At 67.8% G+C, this 22,327-nt stretch carries 22 protein-coding genes; 10 read left to right on the forward strand and 12 right to left on the reverse strand.

Annotated elements, in window-relative coordinates; genetic code table 11:
- Position 1: 1 nt before the first annotated feature.
- The 7 genes from AB6807_RS28665 to AB6807_RS28695 all read right to left on the reverse strand — a co-directional run bounded on the left by AB6807_RS28665 (position 2) and on the right by AB6807_RS28695 (position 7,599).
- Positions 2 to 1,288 carry a CpaE family protein gene (locus tag AB6807_RS28665; RefSeq protein WP_371087222.1) on the reverse strand — a complete coding sequence of 429 codons (1,287 nt, stop codon included), beginning with the start codon at positions 1,286 to 1,288 and terminating at the stop codon, positions 2 to 4.
- 34 nt (positions 1,289 to 1,322) lie between these two features.
- Entirely contained in the window at positions 1,323 to 2,687 is a 1,365-nt protein-coding gene (locus tag AB6807_RS28670; RefSeq protein ID WP_371087223.1) for a type II and III secretion system protein family protein, read from the reverse strand.
- 41 nt (positions 2,688 to 2,728) lie between these two features.
- Positions 2,729 to 3,721, reverse strand: coding sequence for a Flp pilus assembly protein CpaB (gene cpaB, locus AB6807_RS28675; RefSeq protein ID WP_371087224.1), 993 nt, complete (start codon positions 3,719 to 3,721; stop codon positions 2,729 to 2,731).
- Between the two features lie 65 nt (positions 3,722 to 3,786).
- Entirely contained in the window at positions 3,787 to 4,269 is a 483-nt protein-coding gene (locus AB6807_RS28680; RefSeq protein WP_371087225.1) for a prepilin peptidase, read from the reverse strand.
- A gap of 35 nt (positions 4,270 to 4,304) precedes the next feature.
- On the reverse strand, positions 4,305 to 4,484 hold the full coding sequence (locus AB6807_RS28685) for a Flp family type IVb pilin (RefSeq protein ID WP_371087226.1): 180 nt from the start codon (positions 4,482 to 4,484) through the stop codon (positions 4,305 to 4,307).
- A 434-nt stretch (positions 4,485 to 4,918) separates the two neighbouring features.
- Positions 4,919 to 6,391, reverse strand: a complete 1,473-nt coding sequence (locus tag AB6807_RS28690; RefSeq protein ID WP_371087227.1) for a murein L,D-transpeptidase family protein — start codon at positions 6,389 to 6,391, stop codon at positions 4,919 to 4,921.
- Between the two features lie 77 nt (positions 6,392 to 6,468).
- A complete protein-coding gene (locus AB6807_RS28695) occupies positions 6,469 to 7,599 on the reverse strand; it encodes a tetratricopeptide repeat protein (RefSeq protein ID WP_371087228.1) in 1,131 nt (376 codons plus the stop codon).
- A gap of 130 nt (positions 7,600 to 7,729) precedes the next feature.
- On the opposite strand from AB6807_RS28695, the gene AB6807_RS28700 reads away from it, so the two are divergent.
- The 10 genes from AB6807_RS28700 (at position 7,730) to AB6807_RS28745 (ending at position 18,045) form a co-directional block, all read left to right on the forward strand.
- On the forward strand, positions 7,730 to 8,692 hold the full coding sequence (locus AB6807_RS28700) for a LysR family transcriptional regulator (RefSeq protein ID WP_116909646.1): 963 nt from the start codon (positions 7,730 to 7,732) through the stop codon (positions 8,690 to 8,692).
- A 138-nt stretch (positions 8,693 to 8,830) separates the two neighbouring features.
- Complete coding sequence (locus AB6807_RS28705) at positions 8,831 to 9,379, forward strand: hydroxyquinol 1,2-dioxygenase (protein ID WP_371087229.1); 549 nt, start codon at positions 8,831 to 8,833, stop codon at positions 9,377 to 9,379.
- A gap of 13 nt (positions 9,380 to 9,392) precedes the next feature.
- Positions 9,393 to 10,400, forward strand: a complete 1,008-nt coding sequence (locus tag AB6807_RS28710; RefSeq protein ID WP_116909423.1) for a hydroxyquinol 1,2-dioxygenase — start codon at positions 9,393 to 9,395, stop codon at positions 10,398 to 10,400.
- Between the two features lie 134 nt (positions 10,401 to 10,534).
- Positions 10,535 to 11,998 (forward strand): aldehyde dehydrogenase family protein, encoded by a 1,464-nt coding sequence (locus AB6807_RS28715; protein WP_371087364.1) that lies wholly within the window; start codon positions 10,535 to 10,537, stop codon positions 11,996 to 11,998.
- A 47-nt stretch (positions 11,999 to 12,045) separates the two neighbouring features.
- Positions 12,046 to 13,299: an ABC transporter substrate-binding protein gene (locus AB6807_RS28720; RefSeq protein ID WP_371087230.1), complete on the forward strand. Its 1,254-nt coding sequence runs from the start codon at positions 12,046 to 12,048 to the stop codon at positions 13,297 to 13,299.
- 5 nt (positions 13,300 to 13,304) lie between these two features.
- Positions 13,305 to 14,024 (forward strand): ABC transporter ATP-binding protein, encoded by a 720-nt coding sequence (locus tag AB6807_RS28725; protein WP_116909421.1) that lies wholly within the window; start codon positions 13,305 to 13,307, stop codon positions 14,022 to 14,024.
- Between the two features lie 160 nt (positions 14,025 to 14,184).
- Entirely contained in the window at positions 14,185 to 14,922 is a 738-nt protein-coding gene (locus AB6807_RS28730) for an ABC transporter ATP-binding protein (protein WP_371087231.1), read from the forward strand.
- The gene (locus AB6807_RS28735; RefSeq protein WP_371087232.1) at positions 14,915 to 15,790 is read left to right on the forward strand and encodes a branched-chain amino acid ABC transporter permease; all 876 of its coding nucleotides are present in this window, start codon (positions 14,915 to 14,917) and stop codon (positions 15,788 to 15,790) included. The genes AB6807_RS28730 and AB6807_RS28735 overlap by 8 nt, the downstream gene beginning before the upstream one ends.
- Before the next feature lie 26 nt (positions 15,791 to 15,816).
- Complete coding sequence (locus AB6807_RS28740) at positions 15,817 to 16,833, forward strand: branched-chain amino acid ABC transporter permease (RefSeq protein ID WP_371087233.1); 1,017 nt, start codon at positions 15,817 to 15,819, stop codon at positions 16,831 to 16,833.
- A gap of 192 nt (positions 16,834 to 17,025) precedes the next feature.
- Positions 17,026 to 18,045: a tripartite tricarboxylate transporter substrate binding protein gene (locus tag AB6807_RS28745; protein ID WP_116909418.1), complete on the forward strand. Its 1,020-nt coding sequence runs from the start codon at positions 17,026 to 17,028 to the stop codon at positions 18,043 to 18,045.
- 53 nt (positions 18,046 to 18,098) lie between these two features.
- Here AB6807_RS28745 and AB6807_RS28750 read toward each other — a convergent pair whose 3' ends face one another.
- The 5 genes from AB6807_RS28750 to AB6807_RS28770 all read right to left on the reverse strand — a co-directional run bounded on the left by AB6807_RS28750 (position 18,099) and on the right by AB6807_RS28770 (position 22,326).
- Positions 18,099 to 19,205, reverse strand: coding sequence for an ABC transporter substrate-binding protein (locus AB6807_RS28750; RefSeq protein ID WP_371087234.1), 1,107 nt, complete (start codon positions 19,203 to 19,205; stop codon positions 18,099 to 18,101).
- A 101-nt stretch (positions 19,206 to 19,306) separates the two neighbouring features.
- A complete protein-coding gene (locus AB6807_RS28755) occupies positions 19,307 to 20,146 on the reverse strand; it encodes an ABC transporter permease (RefSeq protein ID WP_371087235.1) in 840 nt (279 codons plus the stop codon).
- A gap of 103 nt (positions 20,147 to 20,249) precedes the next feature.
- Entirely contained in the window at positions 20,250 to 21,065 is an 816-nt protein-coding gene (locus AB6807_RS28760; protein ID WP_116909415.1) for an ABC transporter ATP-binding protein, read from the reverse strand.
- Positions 21,062 to 21,877: an alpha/beta fold hydrolase gene (locus AB6807_RS28765; RefSeq protein WP_371087236.1), complete on the reverse strand. Its 816-nt coding sequence runs from the start codon at positions 21,875 to 21,877 to the stop codon at positions 21,062 to 21,064. Before AB6807_RS28765 ends, AB6807_RS28760 begins: the two co-directional genes overlap by 4 nt.
- Positions 21,874 to 22,326, reverse strand: a complete 453-nt coding sequence (locus AB6807_RS28770; RefSeq protein ID WP_371087237.1) for a VOC family protein — start codon at positions 22,324 to 22,326, stop codon at positions 21,874 to 21,876. Before AB6807_RS28770 ends, AB6807_RS28765 begins: the two co-directional genes overlap by 4 nt.
- Between the last annotated feature and the right edge of the window lies 1 nt (position 22,327).

The raw sequence follows: 22,327 nt of genomic DNA on the forward strand, positions 1-22,327 counted from the left end.
CTCAACCTTCGTGTGAACTCTTCCACAGGCCGGTGACTTGCGACATGAGCGCAACCCAGCGTGGATCCTTGGCCGGTGGTTGGCCCGACTCCGACATGTATTCCTGGTGCAGGCTGCGTGCGAGGCCGGTCACGGCCTGCGAGTACGCATCGCTGCGCGCAGTGCGCACCAGCATCTCGCCGCGGCTCGCGGCCGCCATCAGTTGTGTGCTGCGCCCGGGCAGCACATGGCGCAACGGCAGCTCGAGCCGCTCGGCGATGTCCTTGGCCGACAGCCCGACATGGCTGTCGAACTTGTTGACCACGAGTGACAGCCGGTCGGTCTCGATGCCGCGTGCGCGCAATTCCTTGAGCATGTTCGCCGTGGAGACGATGGCGCCGATGCTCTGGTCGCACACGACCCAACTGCGCTGCGCGGCCTGCACGGTCTGCGCGACGAAATCGATGGTCGAGAAGCCGCCGAGATCGGCCACCTGGAAGTCGAAGAAATCGCCCAGCCGCTTGATGAGCGCGACCGAATCGGCATGCGAGATCTCTCGTATCTGCGCAAGGCTCGTCGGCAGCGGCAGCGGCAGCACCGCGACGCCGCTCGTGTGGTGTGCCAGCGCGGTGTGCAGCAGGGTCTGGTCGAGGCGGCGCAGGTTGCGCACGCCGTCCACGAAGCTGAAGCCGCTCTGCGTGTCGAGGTAGAGCAATCCGTCACGCGCAGGCAGGCCGAGGTCGAGCAGGGCCACGCCGTGGCGCACGCTGCGGCCCGGCGGGCGAGTGACTTGTGACAGCATGTCGTTGAGCATCAGCGACAGGCTGGTGGCGAGCGTGGTCACGCCGATGCCCGCTCGCGCACCGAGCAGCGCGAGCGTGCAGCCGCGCATGCCGCCTTGCGTGCTGCTGCGGCGGTCGAGCAGCTTGCGCAGCGTGTTGACGGCGTCGTCCGGTGGCGCGGCCATGTCGATGAAATCGTCGACGCCGGCGCGCAGCGCGGCGAGCATGGACGCCGGCTCGGCCGAGACGCCGGTGGCCAGCACGGGCAAGGTCGGCCAGTCGCGCTTGAGGCGCTGGTGCAGCTCGATGGCGGCTGCGGCGTTGTCACCCGAGAAATCGAGAAACACCGCCACCGGGCCGAGCAGTGCGATGCGTTCGTCGATCGACTTCGTATCGGGTGCGAGCACGACCACCGAGCCCAGCTTGCCGAGTGCATCGGTCAGCCACGTGATGTGGCTGCCGCTGGACGAGGCGAAGAGATAGGTCTCGGTGCCTGTCTCGGGAAGGTTGTCGCGGGGAGCATTCATGGCATCGGCCACCGGCTGTGCGTGTTCTTTTTGTTCAACGCGAGAAGCCGGGCACGGTGGTGCCGGATGCCGGGCCGAGCAGGTGCGCGCGCCACACCGGGCCGTCACGTTGCTCCGCGCCGCCGGGCAGGTACGGCGCCAGGTCGGTGCCGCGTGCAATGGGCTTCACCAAGTGCGGCGTGACGAGGATCACCAGCTCCTTCTCGCTCATCTGGTACTTGTTCTGCTTGAAGAAGGCGCCGAGCACGGGGATGTCGCCGAGCAGGGGCACCTTGTCGGCGTTCGAGGTCGTGGTGCGGCTGACGAGGCCGCCGATGATGAAGCTCTCGCCATCGCCGAGTTCGACGGTGGTGTCGGCGCGGCGGGTGCTGATGGCGGGGACCGCGACGCCATTGATGCTCAGCGAGTTCGTGTAGTCGAGGTCGCTGGCTTCGGGGGCCACCTTGAGCACGATGCGTTCATTCGACAACACGGTCGGCGTGAGCGTGAGGCCGATGCCGAATGGCTTGTATTCGATGCTGGTGGTGCCCAGGCCCTGCGGTGCCGGCACCGGCAGTTCGCCACCCGCCAGGAAGCTCGCACTCTGGCCCGACAAAGCCACCAGCGTTGGTTCGGCCAGCACGCGCGCCATGCCGTTGCCTTCGAGGAAACCGACGTTCAGGCCGAGGCCTGCCTTGCCGAAGTTGAACAGCAGGCTGAAGGCTTGCGCGAGCGGGTTGTTGTACTCGCCCGTGATGGCGCCGTTGGAGGCGAAGGACACCGAGCCCAGCGACGACGGCGTGAAGACGCCGAAGCTGAAGCCGTTGGAATTTGCACGAGTGCTGAAGATGTTGAGGCCGGCTTGCTTGAGGACGCTGCGGTTGAACTCGACGATCTTGACTTCTACTTGCACCGTGTTGCTGCGCACGTCAACAACGGAGCGGTCGATCAACATCGTCTTTTCTCCGCCTGCTGCCGAGGCTGCTTCACGCGCATCCTGGTGAGCGTCCATGCTGTTGAGCGAGCCGGTCAAAGTGGAAGCGCGGCGCCGCACTTCCAGCGCATACACGGTGGCGTTCGACTGACCTTTTTCCCAGACCATCAGCGTGGTCCTGCCTGCGGCCTTGCCCGTGACGATGATGCGTGCAGCTGGCGAATTGGGCGACTGTCGGGTCAACGAAACACCAGCGACTGTTTCATCCGCAATGGCCATGCGCTCAATGCCTCTGGCAAGCAGCAGTTCCTTCTGCGTGCCGGCGTCGACCCGCAGTGGGAGCGCTGGACGTGACGCCACTGCCTCTGCGTCGGCTGCTGTTGACAACACGGGCCATGCACCCGGTGCCAGCAGGCACAACACTGCGAGAGTAGGCCGCAGAGGACGCGCCGAGGCGGTTGCTTTCGCGCGATGTGCGAGCTTCATCTTGTTCGTTTCCTGCATGGAATGCGTGGGCTTTGCGCTGATCAGTAATTAACGGTTTCGCTGCGGTCGCCGCGAATGACTTCGACCTGAAGCCCGCGGCGGACGTTGTTGGTGACAGCCATTGGTGCTCGCGCCGCAGCGATGGCGGGCATTCGTACTGCGGTCTGCTGGCCTCCCGTCGCGAAGTCGGCGGCGGTGAGACCGGCTTGCGCGCGGTCCAGGCCTTCAAGCGGCGGCCGGCGCGCCTCGCCGGCCTTGGGCTGTAGCGGCTGGAGTGCTGTAGGCAGTTCGGCGAAGAGTTTCGGATCAGGCTCGGACATGTCAGTGGGATTGCGCAATGCAAGCAGCAGGCGCCCGCTGCTTTCGGCCAACGTCAGGCGGTTGATGTCGTCCACAGGTACCGCGAGTACGGCAGTTCTGGCCGGCTCGCTGCGCTGAGCTTGTTGGGCTGCGCCGCTTTTGTCGGACTTAGAGGCAAGACCGTCGATGGATACGCTGCCATAGGCGAGCACTCGTTTGCGCGAGAGCAGCAGGCGCGCTTGACTGCGGTCGATGTCCTTGCCATCAGACTTGAGCATCACGAATACGTCGACGAAGTCGCCTGGCTGAACCTTGTTGCCGACGCCCATCGTTTCATCGGCCTTGATGGCGATGGCGCGTTCGCCTTCGGAAACACGCAGGGCCAGTCCCGAGACCAATTGGCCTTCGACAAGCGGCGTTCCTTCACCGAGATCGATCACCGGCACGCGTCCTGCGAGAGGCGCCGTTTCCTGGAAAGCTCCTGCAGGGTTGATCGTCAGTTGCTCCACGCGGAGTGAATCGGCGGCGATCGCTTGGCCCGCCGGCAAAGGCTTGGTGGCGACAACCACGGCGAAGGTCTGGCTCTGCGTTGGCTTGACGGCGGGAGCGGTTCCAGAAGCCGGGGCAGCGACGACGGGCGGTGGGGCCTGGCGGCTGAGCATCCATGCGTAGCCGCCGAGCGCGAGGGCCAGGAGCACAAGAATGGCTGCAATGATTTTGGTGAGATTGATCATGAACGGCGTGTCGAGAGGGAGGAATCGGGAGAGCTATCGATGAACAACTCGTGGTGACAAGCGGCTTATCCGCTCTGTCGGCCCCAAACCATCCAGACCGCTGCGGCCAGTGCGAGATAGGCCGCGTAAGGAATGAAGCGCACACGCGTCGATGGCGTACTGCCGACAGCCGACGATGGCGACCCGAAAAGCATCTGCGAAAGCCTGGGCATGAGGGGCCAGCGCTGGAGAACCAACCAGAGCACGGCATGCAAGCCGGCGAGAAGGCTTCCGATGATCCAGATAGGGAGCAGCGACCCGAGGCCGACCCAAAGTCCAAGGGCGCCAGCAAACTTCACGTCGCCAGCTCCCATAAGCCCGAAGACATAAAAAAGCAGCAATGCCCCGAACGCAACGCCCGCGCCAAGCAGGGAGGGCTTCCACTCGTTCTCGAGGGGGCCGCCCCCGGTGGCAAGCGCCGTGAGCGCCATGACGGCGCCTGCGAGCGCAAGCCAATTGGGGACCCTGCGTTGCCTGAAGTCATAGGTGGCTATGAGGAGCAACCACATCAAATAGACCGATGCTATTGCTTGGGCACGCACCTTTATGCAGCAGTAATGGCCGTCTTGATGTTGGTCCAAATGGACGTCAGCTTTGCTCCAATGCCGCCTGTGCCGGTGATCGCTGTGATCATCACGACCGAAATAAGCCCCGCAATAATTCCATATTCAATTGCAGTCGCACCTTCTTCATCGCGCAAAAAACGAGTAATAGAGCTGAGCATGATTTCCCCTTTAGGAAGTGTTAACAAAGGCTAGCGAGGTGAATGTTATCCCGAGTAACTCTGTGTATCAACAACAGTTACCCCTAAGTCGCCAGCACTCGTCGTGCTACGGGGAAGGAGAAGCAGGATGGCTGCCAGCCTCTCGCCAGGTGGTACCAGGCAATACCTGATCGGCTGGTCGTCGGCTCGGAAAGTCATTCTTCCCTCTGTAGGCAGCGTCCCACCTCCCATGAAGATGGGAGGGCGTGTTACGTCACACGGAACGTCCAAAAGGGGCGCGTTACGGGGACAAACGCGTTACGTGTTACGTAGCACGAGGCCACAAAGGGCCAGATGTAACAGCGCAGAAAGCCAAAAATCGTGAGCAAAAAGTCACGAATCAGCGGGGTGCCCCCGGTGGTCGCAGGGGTTCAGAAGGGGGAATCAGCCGGGCGTCAGCCCAGGATCTCTTCGTGGAACAGTTTCCACTCGCTGCCTTGGCGCAGCCAGTACTGGCGCCGTGAGCGCCCGCTGCGGTCACCTTCGAATACCTCGCCGAAGGTAACCACCATGGTGTCGTCGCCGTCGCGCCAGTGCAGGTACGACAGGTCCTTGAGTTGCACGCGCTTGCCCTGCGCGTATTTCACTTCGTCGTCGACGGCTGCAATTCCCTCAGTTGCCTTCTTGCTGCTGCGCTGGAATTCGGGCAAATAGAATTTCTTCAATTGCGCTTCATTGCCGGCGGCACGGGCTTCTTTCCAGCCATTGATTGCGCTGGTAATTGACTGGCTTTCTTTTTCAGCCTGCGGCGGAGTGATCCATTGCAGGCTGCGCGCGGTCACCACCGGGGTTGCACCGATTTGCACCTTGCGCAAAAGCTGCTTGAGGTCGGGGTTGGCCATGACCACGCAACCGTCGCTGGCCAGCGGCGCGCGCGCGAACTGCTGGGGCGGGGTGCCGTGCAGCCAGATGCCGCCGCCGGTGCGCCCGCGCCGCACGTCGTACGGGTTGGGGTAGTTGATGGGCAGGGCGCCGGCGCCGTAGAAGTCCTTGAGCGACTTGGGGTCCAGGCTGCTGGTGATGTAGTACACGCCCAGCGGGGTGCGCGCGTCGCCCTCGGCGAGCTTGTCGGTGCCCGACTTGCCCACGGAGATGTAGTAATCGGCCGTGAGCTTCAGGCCCTTGTCGGTGTTCTCGAACAGGTACAGCCGCGAGCGCGAGGCATCGACCGCGATGGCGTAGCGGCTGCGCGTGGACAGCGCCAAAAACTGCGAAGGCACGGTGTTCGGCGGTGGCCGGTCGCGCAGGGCCTGCAGGCGGCGCCTGGACTCTTCGTGCAGGTCGCTCATGGCGGGGTTGCCGCGCATCTTGGCGATGCTGGCGGTGTCCGGCAGGGCGTTGGTCGGCGGCACCTGGGCCGCGAGCAGATCGCCGTAGACGAGCTGCGCGAGCTGGAAATTCGGGTAGTCGCGCACGAGGTCGCGCGCCTTGGCCAGTGCGGGGCGCGCCTGGCCGCGGCCGAACATCTCGTACACGGCGATCAGCCGGGCCTCGGCGTTGCCGGCTTCCTGGATCGGGGCGGCGGCGGCGCGGCGCGTGGGCCTGGCGGACGCAGCGGCCGTGGCGGCCGTAGCTGCGACCGCGCGGCTGTCTGCGGCCTGAGCGTTCTTCCTGCCACGGGCCGCTTGCTGGGACTGCGCCTGGGCCTGCTGAGCCCTGGCGCCCCTGGCTTCCTTCGCGGAAGCCCGCGCGCCGGCGGCGGAGCGACCGGCGCCCGCGCCTGCGGACCTGGCCGCCCTGCCGCCATTCTTTTCGGCACCCTTGCCGCTGCCGCTCTTCGCGCTCGACGCCTTGCTGCCAGCCGCCTTGGCGCCGTTCGACGCCAGCGCCGCGCCGGGGGCCGCGAACATCAGCAGCGACGCTGTCACCAGCGCCGCAAGAAGGCGCCCGCTGCGCGGACGGAACGGGGGATTCTGAAGCCGGCCGCGCCGGACGATGTCTGTCACTAGCCGCCGACGCTTTCCTTGCGAATGTGCCAATGGTTGCCGGCGCGCTGCATCTCGAGCGTCTTGCGGCTCGACACGTTGAGGTTGTCGGCACGGTAGATCTGCCTGAACTTGGCGGTGGCCGACTGTCCGTCGACCTTGATGACGAGGTTCTCGATGTTCACGCTGATGCTGGTCTTGCCGACGATGCGCGCGCGGCGGTCTTCTTCCCAGCCCTTGCGGCTCTGGCCACCGGCGGGGGCGAAGTCGGCGCCGTAGGCGGCCAGGTAGCGGTCCATGTCCTGGCCGGCCCAGGCCGCGGCCCAGGCGCGCACGGCCGATTCGACCTCGGCGTTCGACGCGGTGCTGGCGACCGCTGCAGGCGCGGGAGCCGGAGCGGGTGCCGGCGCGGCTTCGGGTGCCTTGGGCGCGGCGGCGACCGGCGCGGGGGCGGCCGCGACCTTGGCCGGCGGCGGTGCAGCAGGTGCGGGTGCCGGGGCTGCGACAGGCGCGGGCGCCGCCTTGGCCGCCGGAGCCGGGGCAGGTGCGGGTGCAGGCGAAGGCGCGGCCGAGGCGACCAGCGCCGTCGGCTTGCCGCCCAGCGGCGTGGGCGTGAACAGCGTGCGGATCACGGCCAGCTTGGGCTGCACGGCGGTGTTGTTCTGGTCGAGTTGCAGCGCCTTGCTGTAGGCCTGGCTGGCCAGCCGTGCATACACGTCGCCGAGGTTTTCCTGGGCGGTGGCGTAGCTGGGGTTGGTGCGAATGGCGGCTTCGAGCGCACCGCGCGCCTTGTCGAACTGGTTCTGGCTCGCGTAGATCACCGCGAGGTTGTTGTATGGCTCGGGCAGCTCGGGCGCGTCCTGCGTGAGCTGCGTGAAGGCGGCGATGGCCTCGGCGCGCTTGCCGGTGTCCAGCTGGATCACGGCCTTCAGGAAGCGCATCTGCGGGTCGCGCGGCTTGTCTTTCAGGAAGGCGTCGGCGCGGGTCATGGCCTCGTCGAGCTTGCCGGCCTGCATGAGCTTGTCGACGTCTTCATGCTCGACCGCCGCCAGGGCGGACGCCGACATGCCGCAGGCCGCAACGGCCAGCAGGAGGGCACGCACGGTGGGGGAGAAGCTGAAACGGGCGCGCGGCGTGTGGCTCTTGGGCATTGCGGACGAGACCTTGTGAGGGGTGGGAGATGCGGCAAGGATTGTAAGTGGGGCAGTTAACCTTCAGACACAGGGGATGACAGCGCCTGCGGCGTGCCCGCAACGCGCGCCCCCGCAGTACAGTGCCGCCGTGGACCGCCTCCAAAGCATTGAAACTTTCGTTCGTGTCGCGCAGACCCAGAGCTTCGCGGAAGCGGCACGCCAGCTGCGCGTGGCCAACTCGGTGGTCACCACGCGGGTCAAGCAGCTCGAAGAGTTCCTGGGCGCCCCGCTGTTCCACCGCAGCACGCGCGTGGTCCGGCTCAGCGACATGGGCCAGGCCTTTCTGCGCGACTGTACCGAGCTGGTGGGCCGGGCCAACGACATCGTCGACCAGATGCGCGACGCCCGGGGAACGCCCTCGGGCACCCTGCGCGTGCACGCATTGACGGGCATGGTGCTGGGCCGCTTCGCGTCGCTGCTGCGCGAGTTCCAGACGACCTACCCCGACATCCACCTCGAGCTGATCGTGAGCGACGCGGTGGCCGACCCGGTGAAGGCCGGCGTCGACTGCGCGCTGCAGATCTTCCCTGCCGCCTCGCAGGAGCTGGTGGCGCGCCCGCTGTTTCCGGTGCGGCGCGTGCTGTGCGCCACGCCGGCCTACCTGGAAGCCCACGGCACGCCCGCCTCGCCGCGCGAGCTGCACCGCCACAAGCTGGGCCTGTACTCGGGCTACCCCACGCGCGACCGCTGGACCTTTCACCACCAGGGCGAGCAGACCACCATCTACCTGGCCGCCGCGCTGCTGACCAACAGCGTGCACCTGCTGCGCGAATACGCGCTGGAGCACGCGGGCATCGTGTGCCTGCCCACGCTGGTGGCGGGCGACGCCATTGCCCGCGGCGAGCTGCGCGTGGTGCTGCCGGAGCACCAGCTGTCGTCGTTCTCGCTGAGCGCGGTGTACGCGGGCACCTCGCGCAACGCGCTGAAGCTGCGGCTTTTCATCGAGCACATCGCCACGCGCTTCACGCGGGTGCCGCCGTGGGACGCGACGCTGATCGAGCGCGGAATGATCCCGGCCGAGCTCATCGAATTCAGCCGCTCCTCCGGCTAGGCGCTCGCCGCCGGAACAGGGGTAAACCCGGCCGATTATTCGCAGACGCCGAACAATCCTCTTCCAAACTGGTCCCTACCGGTCGTGCCGCATGGCTCCTAGAGTTCGCTCATTCGAGAACGCAAGGAGACAAAGCCCATGACAGCCGCCACCGCCAGCACCAGCGCCAGCGCTCCCACCACCACCGCGTACAGCACCCGCTTCGGGTCGCTCAAGCACTTCGACAAAGGCCACGTCGAACCCATCGACGACGACGTGCGCCACTACGCGTTTTCCAACTGCTTCGAGATCGCCAGCCTCAGCAAGCCCTACGAGAAGGTCGTGTTCGGCCAGAACCAGATCTACGTGCTCGAAACGCTGCGCGCCGAAGGCACCTCCCCCTGGTACACCTGCGCGCACGACGAGTTCGCGCTGGTGATGGACGGCGACGTCGAGGTGCACCTCGTGCAGCTCGACGCCGCGCAGGCCGTGGCCGACAAGGAGAAGAACGGCGCCGTGCTCGTGCAGGGCGAGCCGCAGGGCAAGAAGATGGGCTGGATGAAGCTCTCGCGCGGCCACCAGGGGCTGCTGCCCAAGGGCACCGCCTACCAGTTTCGCAACGCCGGCGAGCCGGGCGTGATCGTCCTGCAGAGCTGCAAGGGCGACCTGTCGGTCGAGAAGTGGGCCGACATCTGCCAATCGCATTGAGAGGAACCGCACCATGAACGCACCCGCAGAACTCGCCCGCGTGATCGCGTCGCAGCCCGACGCCACCCTCGGCTACAAGGATTTCTCGCTCGGCAGCTTCAGCTTTCGCCGCGACGAATACTTCGTGCACATCGGCTGGAAGACCCGCGACGGCCGCCCCATGAGCCACACCATGGACGCCGGCAGCTACCTGCGCGCGCTGATGCGCGACGTGGCCTGGGGCTTCTTCTACGGCTGGGTCAACTTCGACGACGTGTTCGGCACGGTCAACCACTACGAATCGGTCGACCTGTACGCCGGCAGCTTCAACGGCACCATGAAGGACGCGGGCATCGACCTGCTCGAGAACTTTCCGACCGCGCAGATCCGCGCCACCTTCGAGGCCATGCTCGACGACTGGACCAACGAGAGCTTCGACCCCTTCGCCGCGCCGCAGGAAACCGGCTCGCCCTACGGCCGCAAGAAGGGCAACAACACCGCGAAGATCACCCGGGCGCGCGAGCTCGCCAAGCGCTGCGTGGGCCTGAAGGGCGACCTCGACCTGCGCAGCGACGAGCGCGGCGCGCCGGTGAACCGCGCCTTTGCCGACGTGCCGCAGGGCCAGCCCGAGCTGCACCCCGAGCCCGGCTTCGAGAACGAGGTGCACGCCTTCAACCTCTTCGGCTTCCTGAGCCGTTCGCAGGTCACGTGGAACCCCAGCTTCACCTCGGTGGTGAAGCACAGCTACATGTGCCCGACGACCGAGGAGCACATCCTGCCGATCATCCACGGCAACGACCGCGTGGAGTGGTTCTTCCAGATGACCGACGAGATCCACTGGGACTGCGGCGACAAGAACACCGGCCGGCCGATGGCGCGCGTGATCATGAAGGCGGGCGACATGGCCGCCATGCCCGCCTACTGCCGCCACCAGGGGTTCAGCCCGAAGCGCTCGATGCTGCTGGTGTGGGAGAACGGCTCGCCGAGCCTGGTGTACGAGATACAGAAGGGCGAGTCGCCCGAGATTCCGGTCGAGTTCTGACCTGTATTTCTCCCTCCCCTTCCGGGGGAGGGCCGGGGTGGGGGCTCTTAGAGCCCGCGCCCTTCTTGAAGAAGCCCCCACCCCAGCCCTCCCCCAAAGGGGGAGGGAGAGGAACGCCCATGCCTGCTGCATCGATCCGCCACCAGCTCTTCATCGACGGCCGCTTCGTCGACGCCGAATCCGGCGAGACCCTGGCCACGCTGAACCCGCACGACAACACGCCCATCGCCCACGTCGCGCTGGCCGGCAAGGCCGACGTCGACAAGGCCGTGGCCGCCGCGAAGCGCGCATTCCCCGCCTGGCGCCGCATGGCGGCCGCCGACCGCGGCCGCATCCTGCTGAAGCTCGCCGACCTCATCGAGGCCAACGCCGAAGAGCTCGCCCGCCTCGAATCGCTGGACACCGGCCACCCCATCCGCGACTCGCGCCGGCTCGACGTGCCGCGCACCGCCGCGTGCTTTCGCTACTTCGGCGGCATGGCCGACAAGTTCCAGGGCGAGACCATTCCGGTGGAAGAGGGCTTCCTGAACTACACGCTGCGCGAGCCCGTGGGCATCGTCGGGCAGGTGGTGCCGTGGAACTTTCCACTGATGTTCACCAGCTGGAAGATGGCGCCCGCGCTCGCGGCCGGCAACTGTATCGTGATGAAGCCGGCCGAGATCACGCCGCTGTCGTCCCTGCGCATCGCCGAGCTGATGGCCGAGGCGGGCCTGCCGCCCGGCGTGGTCAACATGCTGCCGGGCCTGGGCAGCGTGGCGGGGCAGTACATCGCCGAGCACCCGGAGATTTCGAAGATCGCCTTCACCGGCAGCACCGCCACCGGCCGGCGCATCGTGCAGGCCAGCGCAGGCAACCTGAAGAAGGTGCAGCTCGAGCTTGGCGGCAAGGGGCCCAACATCGTCTTCGAAGACGCCAACCTGCAGGCCGCGGTGAACGGCAGCGCGTGGGCCATCTTCCACAACCAGGGGCAGGCCTGCATCGCGGGCTCGCGGCTGATGCTGCACGAGAACATCGCCGACGCGTTTCTCGACCAGTTCATTCCGCTCGCCAAGTCCATTCGCCTGGGCAACCCGCTCGACGACGCGACGGAGATGGGCCCGCTCACCAGCGCGCAGCACCGCGAGCGCGTGCTCGGCTATGTGGAGGTGGCGCAGGGCGAGGGCGGCGAACTGCTCGCCGGCGGCAAGTCGCCGGGCGGCGATCTTGCCGCCGGCTGCTACGTCGAGCCCACCGTGATGCGCGCCAGGTCGTACAAGGACCGCGTGGCGCAGGAAGAGGTGTTCGGCCCCTTCGTCACCGTGCTCACCTTCAAGAATGACGAAGAAGCGATGCAGATCGCCAACGGCACCGACTACGGCCTGGGCAGCGGCCTGTGGACCGGCAACCTGCAGCGCGCCCACAAGGTCGCGCGCGACCTGCACGCCGGCATGGTGTGGATCAACAGCTACAAGCGCGTGAACCCCGGCTCGCCCTTCGGCGGCGTCGGCCAGAGCGGCTACGGCCGCGAGATGGGGTTCGACGCGATGCGCGAGTACACGCAGGTGAAGAGCGTGTGGGTGAACGTCGACGCGCAGATACCGCCGCACTTCGCGCGCTGACCGGCCCTGTTCAGGCGGCACCACAAACACAAGAGACGGAGACAACCATGACATTCAATCGCAGGCAGTTCACGCAGGCCACCGCCGCGCTCGTGGCCTCGGGCGCGGCACCCCTGGTGTTCGCGGCCGACACGCTGAAGATCGGCTACGTGTCGCCGCAGACCGGCCCGCTCGCGCCCTTCGGCGAGGCCGACAAATGGGTCATCGAGCAGATGAAGGCCGCCTTCAAGGACGGCATCGCCGTCGGCGGCAGGAAGTACGCGGTGCAGATCGTGCTGAAGGACAGCCAGTCGAACCCCAATCGCGCGGGCGAGGTGGCGAACGACCTCATCCTGAAGGAGAAGGTCGCGCTGGTGCTCACCGCCGGCACGCCCGAGACGGCCAACCCGGTGAGCGACGCGTGCGAGCTCAACGAGGTGCCCTGCGTGTCCAGCGTGGTGCCGTGGCAGCCGTGGTTTTTCGGGCGCAAGGGCGATCCGGCCAAGGGCTTCAACTGGACGTACCACATGTTCTGGGGGCTGGAAGACGTCATTGCCAGCTACACCAACGGCTGGAAGACGCTGGCCACCAACAAGAAGGTGGGCGGCCTGTTTCCGAACGACGGCGACGGCAACGCGTGGGGGGACAAGGAGCTGGGCTTTCCCAAGCCGCTCGCGGCCATGGGCTTCACGCTGACCGACCCCGGCCGCTTCCAGAACGGCACGCAGGACTTCAGCGCGCAGATCGCGGCGTTCAAGGGCGCGGGCGTGGAGATCGTCACCGGCGTGGTGATTCCGCCCGACGCCAAGACCTTCCTCACGCAGGCGCGGCAGCAGGGCTTCAGGCCCAAGGTCATCACGCTGGGCAAGGCGCTGCTGTTCCCCGGCGCGATCGAGGCGCTGGGCGACCTGGGCGACGGCCTGTCGACGGAGGTGTGGTGGAGCCCGTCGCACCCGTTCACATCGAGCCTCACGCAGCAGAGCGCGAAAGCGCTGGCCGAGGCCTACGAGGCCGGCGCGAAGAAGCAGTGGACGCAGCCCATCGGCTTTGCGCATGCGCTGTTCGAGGTGGCCGCGAACGCGCTGGGGCGCGCGAAGTCGCTCAAGGCCGGCGACGTGCGCGACGCGGTGGCGTCGACGTCGATCAACTCCGTCGTCGGCCCGGTGAAATGGGGCGGGCAGGGGCCGTTCAAGAACGTGAGCAAGACGCCGCTGGTGCTCGGGCAGTGGGGCAAGGGCAAGAAGTACAAGGTGGAGCTGACCATCGTCAACAACGAGTCGGCCACCGGCATTCCCACCGGCGGCACGCTGCGGCTGCTCTGACCGACATGGCGCTGCTGGCATTGCATGGCGTGAGCAAGTCGTACGGCGCGCTCAAGGTCACCGACGGCATCACGCTGTCGGTGAGCGAGGGCGAGACGCTGGGCATCCTCGGGCCGAACGGCGCGGGGAAGACGACGCTGTTCAACCTGATCTCGGGCGACGTGCGCGTGGACGCCGGGCGCGTCGAGTACGCGGGGCGCGACGTGACCCGGCTCAAGCCGCACCAGCGCTGCCATGCGGGCATCGGCCGCAGCTACCAGGTGCCGCAGCCCTTCGGCAACATGAGCGTGTTCGAGAACCTGGTGACCGCCGCGTGTTTCGGCGGGCAGCAGACCGAGCGCGAGGCCTGGCAGACGGCGCACGAAGTGCTGTCGCAGACGGGGCTGATGGCGCACGCGAACAAGCCGGCCGGCGGCCTCACGCTGCTGGACCGCAAGCGGCTGGAGCTGGCGCGCGCGCTGGCGACGCGGCCGCAGCTGCTGCTGCTCGACGAGATCGCGGGCGGGTTGACGGAGCCTGAAGCGGCGGTGCTGGTGGCGGAGCTGAAACGAATCAAGTCGCGCGGCGTGACCATGATCTGGATCGAGCATGTGGTGCATGCGCTGCTGTCGCTGGCGGACCGGTTGTTCGTCATCAACTTCGGGCAGAAGCTGGCGGAAGGGGAGCCGCGGGCGGTGATGAACGATGCGGAGGTGAGGCGGGTGTACATGGGGATGGAGGCATGAGCGCGGACCATCGGATTTGTCCCCTCTCCCGCAAGCGGGAGAGGGTCAGGGTGAGGGCTGCGGCGGTCGAGTCGTCGTGTGTCTCGCCATCGCCGTCGACCCTCACCCCAGCCCTCTCCCGCAAGCGGGAGAGGGGGCAAGTCCAGGCAGCGCAACAACCATGACCACCCTGCTCCAGACCCACGTCCTCCAGGCCTTTTACGGCGACGCCCAGGCCCTGTTCGGCATCGACTTCTCGCTCTCCTCCGGCGAGGTCGTCGCCATCATCGGCGCCAACGGCGCGGGCAAGTCCACCTTTCTCAAGAGCCTCACCGGCCTCGTGCGCGCCCCGCTCGAAGCGATCCGTTTCAAGGGAGACCCCATCGGCGGCCTGCCGCCCGGCGACATCGTGCGCCGCGGCCTCGCCATGGTCCCTGAAGGCCGGCGCCTGTTCCCCAGCCTCAGCGTGGAAGAGAACCTGCGCATGGGCGCCACCGCGCAGCGCAAGGGCCCGTGGAACCTGCAGCGCCTGTACGCGCTGTTTCCCATCCTGGCCGAGAAGCGCCACCAGCCAGCCACCTCGCTGTCCGGCGGCCAGCAGCAGATGGTCGCGCTCGGCCGCGCGCTCATGAGCAACCCCGAGGTGCTGCTGTGCGACGAGCTCTCGCTCGGCCTCGCGCCCATCGTCATCCGCGAGATCTACGCGGCCATGCCCACCATCACCGGCGAGGGCATGACGGTGGTCATCGTCGAGCAGGACGTGACCATGGCGCGCCAGGTGTCGCAGCGCATCTACTGCCTGCAGGAAGGCCGCGTGTCGCTCGAAGGCCGGTCCGCCGACCTCACGCGCGAGCAGATCTCGCAGGCCTATTTCGGCATGGGCACCGGCATTGCCCCGCAGGAGCACGCCCATGCTTGAAACGCTCGTGCAAGGCGTGCTGCTCGGCGGCCTCTACACGCTGTTCGCGCTCGGCCAGTCGCTGATGTTCGGCGTCATGCGCCTGACCAACACGGCGCAGGGCGACTTCATCATCCTCGGCGCGTTCGCGGTCATCGCGGGGGTGTCGCTGGGGGGCGACGTGGCGCCCTGGCTGGTGGCGCTGGCGGTGCTGCCGGTGGCCTTCGGCTTCGGCTACGCGCTGCAGCGCTTCGTGCTCAACGGCACGCTGGGCAAAGACCCGCTGCCTTCGCTGGTGGTCACCTTCGGCCTGTCGATCGTCATCCAGAACCTGCTGCTGGAGCTGTTCTCGGCGGACCCGCGCGCCATCGAGACCGGCGGGCTCAGCACGCAGGGCGTGGCCCTGGGTGGTGCGATAGGCAGTGCAATGTCGGTCGGCGTGCTGCCGCTCATCGTGCTCGCCATCGCGGTCGTGGCGACCGGCGCGCTGCAGTGGCTGTTCGCGCGCACGGCACTGGGTCGGTCGTTTCGCGCGGTGTCCGACGACCGCGAGATCGCCGAGCTCATGGGGCTGAACGCGAAGAAGGTCTATGCCTTCGCGACGGCCATCGCCTTCGTGCTGATCGCCATCGCGGGCGCGCTGCAGGGCATGCGCACCACCGTGTCGCCGTCGGACGGCCCGCTGCTGCTGCTCTTCGCGTTCGAGGCCGTGATCATCGGCGGCATGGGCTCGTTCTGGGGCACGCTGGCCGGCGCGATGATCCTGGGCGTCACGCAGCAGGTGGGCTTCAGGCTGGACCCGGGCTGGGGCATCTGGGCCGGGCACATCGTGTTCCTGGTGGTGCTGGTGCTGCGCCCGCAAGGCCTCTTTCCCAAGACCCGCGGCTGACCGCGGGGATGAACGAGATGACGAACATGCCGCCTTCCCTCACCACCCTCATCGCGGTGCAGCGCGCCACCGCCGCGAGCCGCGCCGCGCTGTGCGTCGGCATCGCCCTCGTGCTCGTCGCGGCCAGCCTGCCCTTCTGGGGCGAGTCGAGCTGGATGCGCGAGTTCGTCGAGATTGCCTGCTACTTCATCTTCGCGATGATGTGGAACCTGCTCGCCGGCTACGGCGGCATGGTCAGCATCGGGCAGCAGGCCTTCTTCGGCTTCGCCGGCTACGTGATGCTGATGCTGGGCAACTTCGCGGGCCTCAACCCCTTCGTGGCGATACCGCTGGGCGCGCTGGCCGCGGGGCTCGTGGCCATTCCGGTGTCGTTCGTGGCCTTTCGCCTGTCGGGCGGCTACTTCGCCATCGGCACCTGGGTGATCGCCGAGGTGTTCCGCCTGAGCTTCGCCAACGTGTCGGCGGTGGGCGGCGGCTCGGGCACCACGCTCACGGCGCTGCGCGGCATCGAGAAGGCCACGCGCGAAAACACCACCTACTGGATGGCGCTGGCCTGCGTGGTCGCGGCCATCGCGCTGGTGTACCTGTTCCTGCGCAGCAAGCGCGGGCTGGCGCTGCTGGCCATTCGCGACAACGAGGTGGCGGCCGAGTCGCAGGGCATTCCGGTGGCGCGCATGAAGCTCGCGGTGTACGTGGTCGCGGCTTTCGGGGCGGGGCTGGCGGGGGCGCTGTATTTCGTGGGCAACCTGCGCATCAGCCCCGACGCGGCCTTCAGCGTCAACTGGACGGCCTTCGCCATCTTCATGGTGGTCATCGGCGGTATCGGGCGCATCGAAGGGCCGCTGGTGGGCGCGCTCATCTTCTGGGCGCTCAACAAGTTCCTGAGCGACTACGGCACGTGGTACCTGCTCGGGCTGGGGCTGCTCGCCATCGTGGTGACGCTGTTCTTCAAGCAGGGCCTGTGGGGCTATGCGCAACAGCGCTGGGGCTGGTCGCTGTTTCCCACGCAGCGCAAGCTGTTGCGTGCGCCCCTCGGGCAGTGAATTCAAACGTATTCGTCGACGTGTAAAACCCCCGCGCGGCGCCCCGTCCGACTTGCGCAACACATGCTCCTCCTGTAACGTGTTGTAAGTTGCGGCGTCAGCCCGCGTTCAGCCGGCATGCCCCTTTCCTCGATGCGTTTCCCTGATTCGCTTCCTGGTCTGTTCCCCGGTTCTTCACTCTCTGGAGTCATCTTGACGATCACCAAACGCCGCTTGCTCGAAGGCGGCGCGGCAGCCGTTGCCGCCTCGCTGCTGTCGCAGGCTTCGTGGGCCCAGCGCGCCACATCTTCTTCGGCCTCCGCCGCCGACATCGCCTGGCCGACCAAGCCGGTGCACATCCTCGTGGGCTTTCCCGCCGGCGCCTCGCCCGACCTCGCCACCCGCGCCATCGCCGAACCCCTGTCGAAGCTGCTGCGCCAGCCGGTGGTGGTCGAGAACAAGCCCGGCGCCAGCGGCAACACCGTGGCCGACCTGGTGGCCAAGTCGACCGACGAGCACACCATCGGCGCGCTCATCAACGGCAACCTCACCATCGCCAAGCTGCTGAACCCCAAGCTGCCCTTCGACCCCGAGAAAGACTTCGCGCCGGTCGGCCTCATCGGCACCGCGCCGCTGGTGCTGGCGGTGTCGGGCAACGCCGAAGGCAAGACCGCGGCCGAGCAGCTGCTGTGGGTGCGCAACCTCGGCAGCGCCGGCAAGTACGGCACGCCGGGCGTGGGCACGGTGGGCCACCTGGGCATGGAGCTCATCAAGAGCCGCGCGGCCATCACCGCGCAGCACAAGCCCTACACGGGCAACCCGCAGGTCATCGCGGGCCTGCTGGCCAACGAGGTCCAGCTGGCGCTGCTGCCGCCGGGGCTGGCGCTGCCGCACATCAAGTCGGGCAAGCTGAAGGCCATTGGCGTCACGTCGCCCGAGCGCAGCGCGCTGGCGCAAGAGCTGCCCACCATCCGCGACGCCGACGTGCGCGGCGCCGACCTCGAGATCTGGACCGCGCTGGCCGCCCCCGCCAGCATGAAGCCCGCGGCCGTCGCCAAGCTCAACGCCGCGCTGGTCGAGGTGATCAGCTCGCCCGACGTGAGCCAGGCCCTGCTGAAGACCGGCTGGCAGGCGCAGCCCGGCTCGCCCGACACGCTGGCCAAGCGCATGCGCGCGGACACCACCCGCCTGGGCGGCGTGATCATCATGAAGGGCATCCACTCGGAGGCCTGACCCGACCGGCCGGCTTTCGCGGCCGGTCGTCTCGCCAAGGCGCTGCCAAGCTGCTACGCCTTGAACCCCTTCGCCATGTCCACCACCGCCTGCTTGTCGAAGGCGTTGATCTCGTCGATCAGCTCGTTGGTGAACAGGCGGTTGGCGTCACCCAGCTCTTCGGCCAGCTTCGGGTTCTTGCTGCTGTCGGCGGCCATGGCGATGTTGGCGGTCCATTCGGCGAGCGACGACGCGCCCATGCGCTGGTCCGGGTCTTCGGGGCGGCGCATCCAGCTGTTCTTGCGGTCTTTCATGATGAAGGCCAGCTCCTTGCGCGCCTCGTCCTCGCTGCGGCCCTTGGGCCGGCTCTCGGGGTACACCGCCCAGTGCAGGTCGATGCCCGCGTCGATGTTCGCGTTCGAGAAGATCGTCGACTTGGCGACGCCCCTGAACAGCGCCACCAGCGCCGCGCGGTCCTTCTTGATCGACTCGCGCGGCACGCAGATCCAGCCCGAGCCCAGCTGCGCGAACTTCGGCGTGAGCGGCACGTAGCGCAGCCGGGTGCCCACCAGCTCGATGCGCGCGGCCGCGGTGTCGAAGGCCACCATGGCGTCGACCCGGTCGTTGTCGATGGCCGCGCCCGCCGGCGCGCCGTCGCCGATGGCGATGTACTCGCACCTGTCGTCCTTCAGCCCCAGCTCGGCGAGCATGGCGCGCGTCACCGAGATGCCCGTGTCGCCCAGGCTGCGCACGCCGATGCGCTTGCCCGCCAGGTCCGCCGCCGTGCGGATGCCGCTCGCGGGCTTCACCACGATCACGTTGGCATTGCGCGGCAGCCACTTGTAGACGCTCACCAGGTCCAGCGTCGGGTCCTTGGCCATGGCGGGCAGCAGGATGCCCGGCACGGCCGGCCCGAAGTCCACATGGCCCGCGCGCAGGCTCTGCATGGCCTGCGTCATGCTGGACATGTTCACGTACTCGATGTCCACCCCGCCGGGCTTGTAGAAGTTCAGCTTCGGGTGCTGGCCCGCCGTGGTGAAGCACTGCTGCGGGTCGTTCACCGCCGCGGTGTTGGCCACCTTCATCACGCGCAGCTGCTGCGCCAGCGCGGGCAGCGCGCCGGTCAGGCCCGCCAGGCCGAGGGCACCCACGCCCAGGCCGAAATCACGTCGTCTCCACATGGCTCACTCCTCAACAACAGGAACAGGAAGGAAAGGAACGCGCGGCTGCAACACCCGCCGCGCGAGGGCGAATCGAATGAAGGTCGGCTTGCCGCTTCGGCTCAGACGCTCACGGTGCGCTGCGAGCTGTCCGCCGGCATCCAGTGCAGCGCGCGCTGCTGCAGCTTGCGCAGCAGGGCCGACAGCGCAATGCCGATCACCGACAGCACGATGCACACCGCGAAGCTGCCGCCGCTGTCGGCCTGCGCCTCCATCTGCAGGATGAGCACGCCCAGCCCGGCCTGCGCGCCGACGAACTCGCCCACCACCGCGCCCACCACGCTGAAGGCCGCGGCCATGTTCAGCCCCGCGAAGATGAAGGGCAGGGCGCTCGGGAACTTCGCCTTGCGAAAAATCTGCCAGCGCGTGGCCGACAGCGAGCGCAGCAGGTCGATGCGGTCCGCGTCCACCGCCTTGAAGCCCGCGATGGCCGTGACCAGCACCGGAAAGAAGGTCAGCAGGCAGATGATCACCACCTTAGAGCCGATGCCGAAGCCCAGCCACACCACGATGATGGGCGCCACCGCCACCTTGGGCACGCTCTGCAGCGCGGACACGTAGGGCCCCAGCAGCGCCTCCAGCCGCGGCATCTGCGAGACCACGATGCCGATCGCCAGCCCGATGCCGCTGCCGATGCCGAAGCCCAGCAAGATCTCCGCGAGCGTCACGCCGCCGTGGTACCAGAAGCCGTCCTTCGCCATCGGCGAGGTGGCCAGGCCGCGCCACAGCGCCACCGCCACGTCGCTGAAGGGCGGCACCAGGTGCTTGGGCACGTTGAAGAAGCGCACCGCGCCTTCCCACGCGCCGAGCAGCGCGGCCAGCAGCAGCATCGACTGCACGCGCGTGGACTGCAGGGGGTTGGCGCGGCGCCGGCGCGGCGCGGCGGATGCATCGGGCGGCAAGCCGGCATGTTCGGCAGGCGCGGATCGAGGCGCCAGGGGAGCCTGGGCGGATCGGGCAGATCGGGCAGAGGCAAGCATCGCGGTCTTCATGGTCGGGTTCCTGTCAGTCGAACGAAGCGGCATGCGAGAAGCGCTCGCGAATGCTGGCGGTGGCCGAGGCGAACACCGGGTCGGACATCACCGCCATCGTGCGCGGCCGCGGCAGGTCGATGGGCAGCACCCGCTCCAGCGTGCCGGGGCGCGGCGACATCACGAACACCTGGTCGCCGAGGAACACGGCCTCGGGTATGGAGTGCGTGATGAGCACCACCGTCTTGCCGCTTTCCATCCAGATGCGCTGCAGCTCCAGGTTCATGCGCTCGCGGGTCATGGCGTCGAGCGCGCCGAAGGGCTCGTCCATCAGCAGGATCTTGGGGTCGTGCAGCAGCGCCCGCGCGATGGAGGCGCGCTGCTGCATGCCGCCGCTCAGCTGGCGCGGCAGCTTGTGCTCGAAGCCTTCGAGCCGCACCATGTGCAGCAGCTGCATGGCGCGCTCGCGGGCCTTCTTCATGTCCAGCCCCAGCACCTCGGCCGGCAGCATCACGTTCTCGAGAATGGTGCGCCAAGGCAGCAGGATGGAGCTCTGGAACACCACGCCGACGTCGCGCCGCGTGCCGTGGATGGGCTGGCCGTCGAGCACCACCTGGCCCACGTCGTAGTCGAGCAAGCCGGCCAGGATGCGCAGCAGCGTGCTCTTGCCGCAGCCGCTGGGCCCGACGATGGTGACGAAGCTGCCCTGGCGGATGGTGCAGGCAATGTCCTTCAGCGCCAGCACGCCTTCGCGCCCCGCGCCGAAGTGCTTCGACAGGCCTTCGATGCGGATGTAGTCCGCGCTCGCGCCCACCGGCGGGGCCGCGCGCAACAGGGTGGTGGTGTTCATGCCTTGGCTCCTTCGCGGTTCGGCAGGCGCTCCAGCGAGCGATTCAGGAAACGGACCAGGTGGTGCGCCACGACCTCGGGCGCCTGCAGCGCCGCCACATGCCCGATGGCCGGCAGCAGCACGGCCTCCGCGCCGTGGATGCGCCCGGCCATGGCCAGCGTGACCGCCGGCGGCACCACGCGGTCGAGCTCGCCCGCCAGCACCAGCGTGGGCGCCACGATGTCGGCCACCCCGTTGTCCAGCGCGGTCGCCACGGTGGCCGCCCGCCGGCGGGAGCGCGCCGACGCGGGCCGCGCATTCGCGAACACGCCGCGCAGCTCGGGCCGCTGCCGCAGGTAGGCCTCGGGAAAAAACCAGGTCGCCAGTTCTTCCGCCGTGCCCGGCAGCGCCTGGCGCAGCTCGGCCAGGCGCCCGGCCTCGGGGCACAGCTCTTCGTAGGGGCGCGGCAGCGGCCAGGTGCTGCCCAGCACCAGGTGGTCGACGGCGCGCGGGTGCAGCAGCGCCAGCGCCTGCGCCACCCTGCCGCCGAAAGACGAGCCGAACACATGCGCGCGCTTCAGCCCCAGCGCCTTGATGAACTGGTGCGCATCGCCCGCCAGGTCCGCCAGCGTCGCCGCGCGCTCGGGCCCTTCGGTGTCGCCGCAATCGCGCTGGTCGTAGGAGATCACGGTGAAGTGCTTCGACAGGTGCGGCACCAGCGCCGCGAACATGCCGCGCGTGGCCTCCGCGCCATGCATCAGCACCAGCGCCGGGCCCTGGCCCTCGCGCTCGAAGGCGATGCGCACCTCGCCGGCCTGCACGAAGTCGGTCATGCCGCACCTCCGGCAAGGTGTTCGTGCTGGCCTTCTTCCGATTCTTCCGCTTCCTCCGCGAGCCAGAAGGTCATTTCGACCTTCAGCCCGCGCGGATCGTTCAGGAAAAGCTGGTGAATGTCCCAGCCCGGAATCGGCGCCTCGGTGTACGGCACGCCCATGGCGTACAGGTGCGCGCGCATTTCCTTCAGCCCGCGCGAGCGGAAGGAGATGTGGTCGATGTGCCCCGTCACCGGTTGCCCCGGCTGACCGGGCGCATCGGGCGTCGCCAGGTGCGCGAACAGGTGCACGATCGGCTGCCCGTTCGCATAGAGCCACGCGCCCGGCGCGGGAATGTCAGGCCGCGCGCCCACCTGCAGGCGCAGCACGCGGGTGTAGAAGTCGACCAGCGGCGGCAGTTCCGACGGCGTGCAGCGGATCGTGAAGTGGTGCAGTGCGGTTACAGGCATG

The organism is Variovorax sp. RCC_210 (assembly GCF_041355175.1).
GTDB lineage: Bacteria > Pseudomonadota > Gammaproteobacteria > Burkholderiales > Burkholderiaceae_C > Variovorax.

Excerpts from the sequence above, each read along its gene's own strand:
- AB6807_RS28765 (WP_371087236.1), bottom strand. The coding sequence starts at position 21,877 with ATGACCGACTTCGTGCAGGCCGGCGAGGTGCGCATCGCCTTCGAGCGC.
- AB6807_RS28695 (WP_371087228.1), bottom strand. The coding sequence starts at position 7,599 with ATGCCCAAGAGCCACACGCCGCGCGCCCGTTTCAGCTTCTCCCCCACC.
- AB6807_RS28670 (WP_371087223.1), bottom strand. The coding sequence starts at position 2,687 with ATGAAGCTCGCACATCGCGCGAAAGCAACCGCCTCGGCGCGTCCTCTG.
- AB6807_RS28705 (WP_371087229.1), top strand. The coding sequence starts at position 8,831 with ATGACAGCCGCCACCGCCAGCACCAGCGCCAGCGCTCCCACCACCACC.
- AB6807_RS28680 (WP_371087225.1), bottom strand. The coding sequence starts at position 4,269 with ATGTGGTTGCTCCTCATAGCCACCTATGACTTCAGGCAACGCAGGGTC.
- AB6807_RS28740 (WP_371087233.1), top strand. The coding sequence starts at position 15,817 with ATGCCGCCTTCCCTCACCACCCTCATCGCGGTGCAGCGCGCCACCGCC.
- AB6807_RS28685 (WP_371087226.1), bottom strand. The coding sequence starts at position 4,484 with ATGCTCAGCTCTATTACTCGTTTTTTGCGCGATGAAGAAGGTGCGACT.
- AB6807_RS28730 (WP_371087231.1), top strand. The coding sequence starts at position 14,185 with ATGACCACCCTGCTCCAGACCCACGTCCTCCAGGCCTTTTACGGCGAC.
- AB6807_RS28665 (WP_371087222.1), bottom strand. The coding sequence starts at position 1,288 with ATGAATGCTCCCCGCGACAACCTTCCCGAGACAGGCACCGAGACCTAT.
- AB6807_RS28710 (WP_116909423.1), top strand. The coding sequence starts at position 9,393 with ATGAACGCACCCGCAGAACTCGCCCGCGTGATCGCGTCGCAGCCCGAC.
- AB6807_RS28770 (WP_371087237.1), bottom strand. The coding sequence starts at position 22,326 with ATGCCTGTAACCGCACTGCACCACTTCACGATCCGCTGCACGCCGTCG.
- AB6807_RS28720 (WP_371087230.1), top strand. The coding sequence starts at position 12,046 with ATGACATTCAATCGCAGGCAGTTCACGCAGGCCACCGCCGCGCTCGTG.
- AB6807_RS28735 (WP_371087232.1), top strand. The coding sequence starts at position 14,915 with ATGCTTGAAACGCTCGTGCAAGGCGTGCTGCTCGGCGGCCTCTACACG.
- AB6807_RS28725 (WP_116909421.1), top strand. The coding sequence starts at position 13,305 with ATGGCGCTGCTGGCATTGCATGGCGTGAGCAAGTCGTACGGCGCGCTC.
- cpaB (WP_371087224.1), bottom strand. The coding sequence starts at position 3,721 with ATGATCAATCTCACCAAAATCATTGCAGCCATTCTTGTGCTCCTGGCC.
- AB6807_RS28750 (WP_371087234.1), bottom strand. The coding sequence starts at position 19,205 with ATGTGGAGACGACGTGATTTCGGCCTGGGCGTGGGTGCCCTCGGCCTG.
- AB6807_RS28760 (WP_116909415.1), bottom strand. The coding sequence starts at position 21,065 with ATGAACACCACCACCCTGTTGCGCGCGGCCCCGCCGGTGGGCGCGAGC.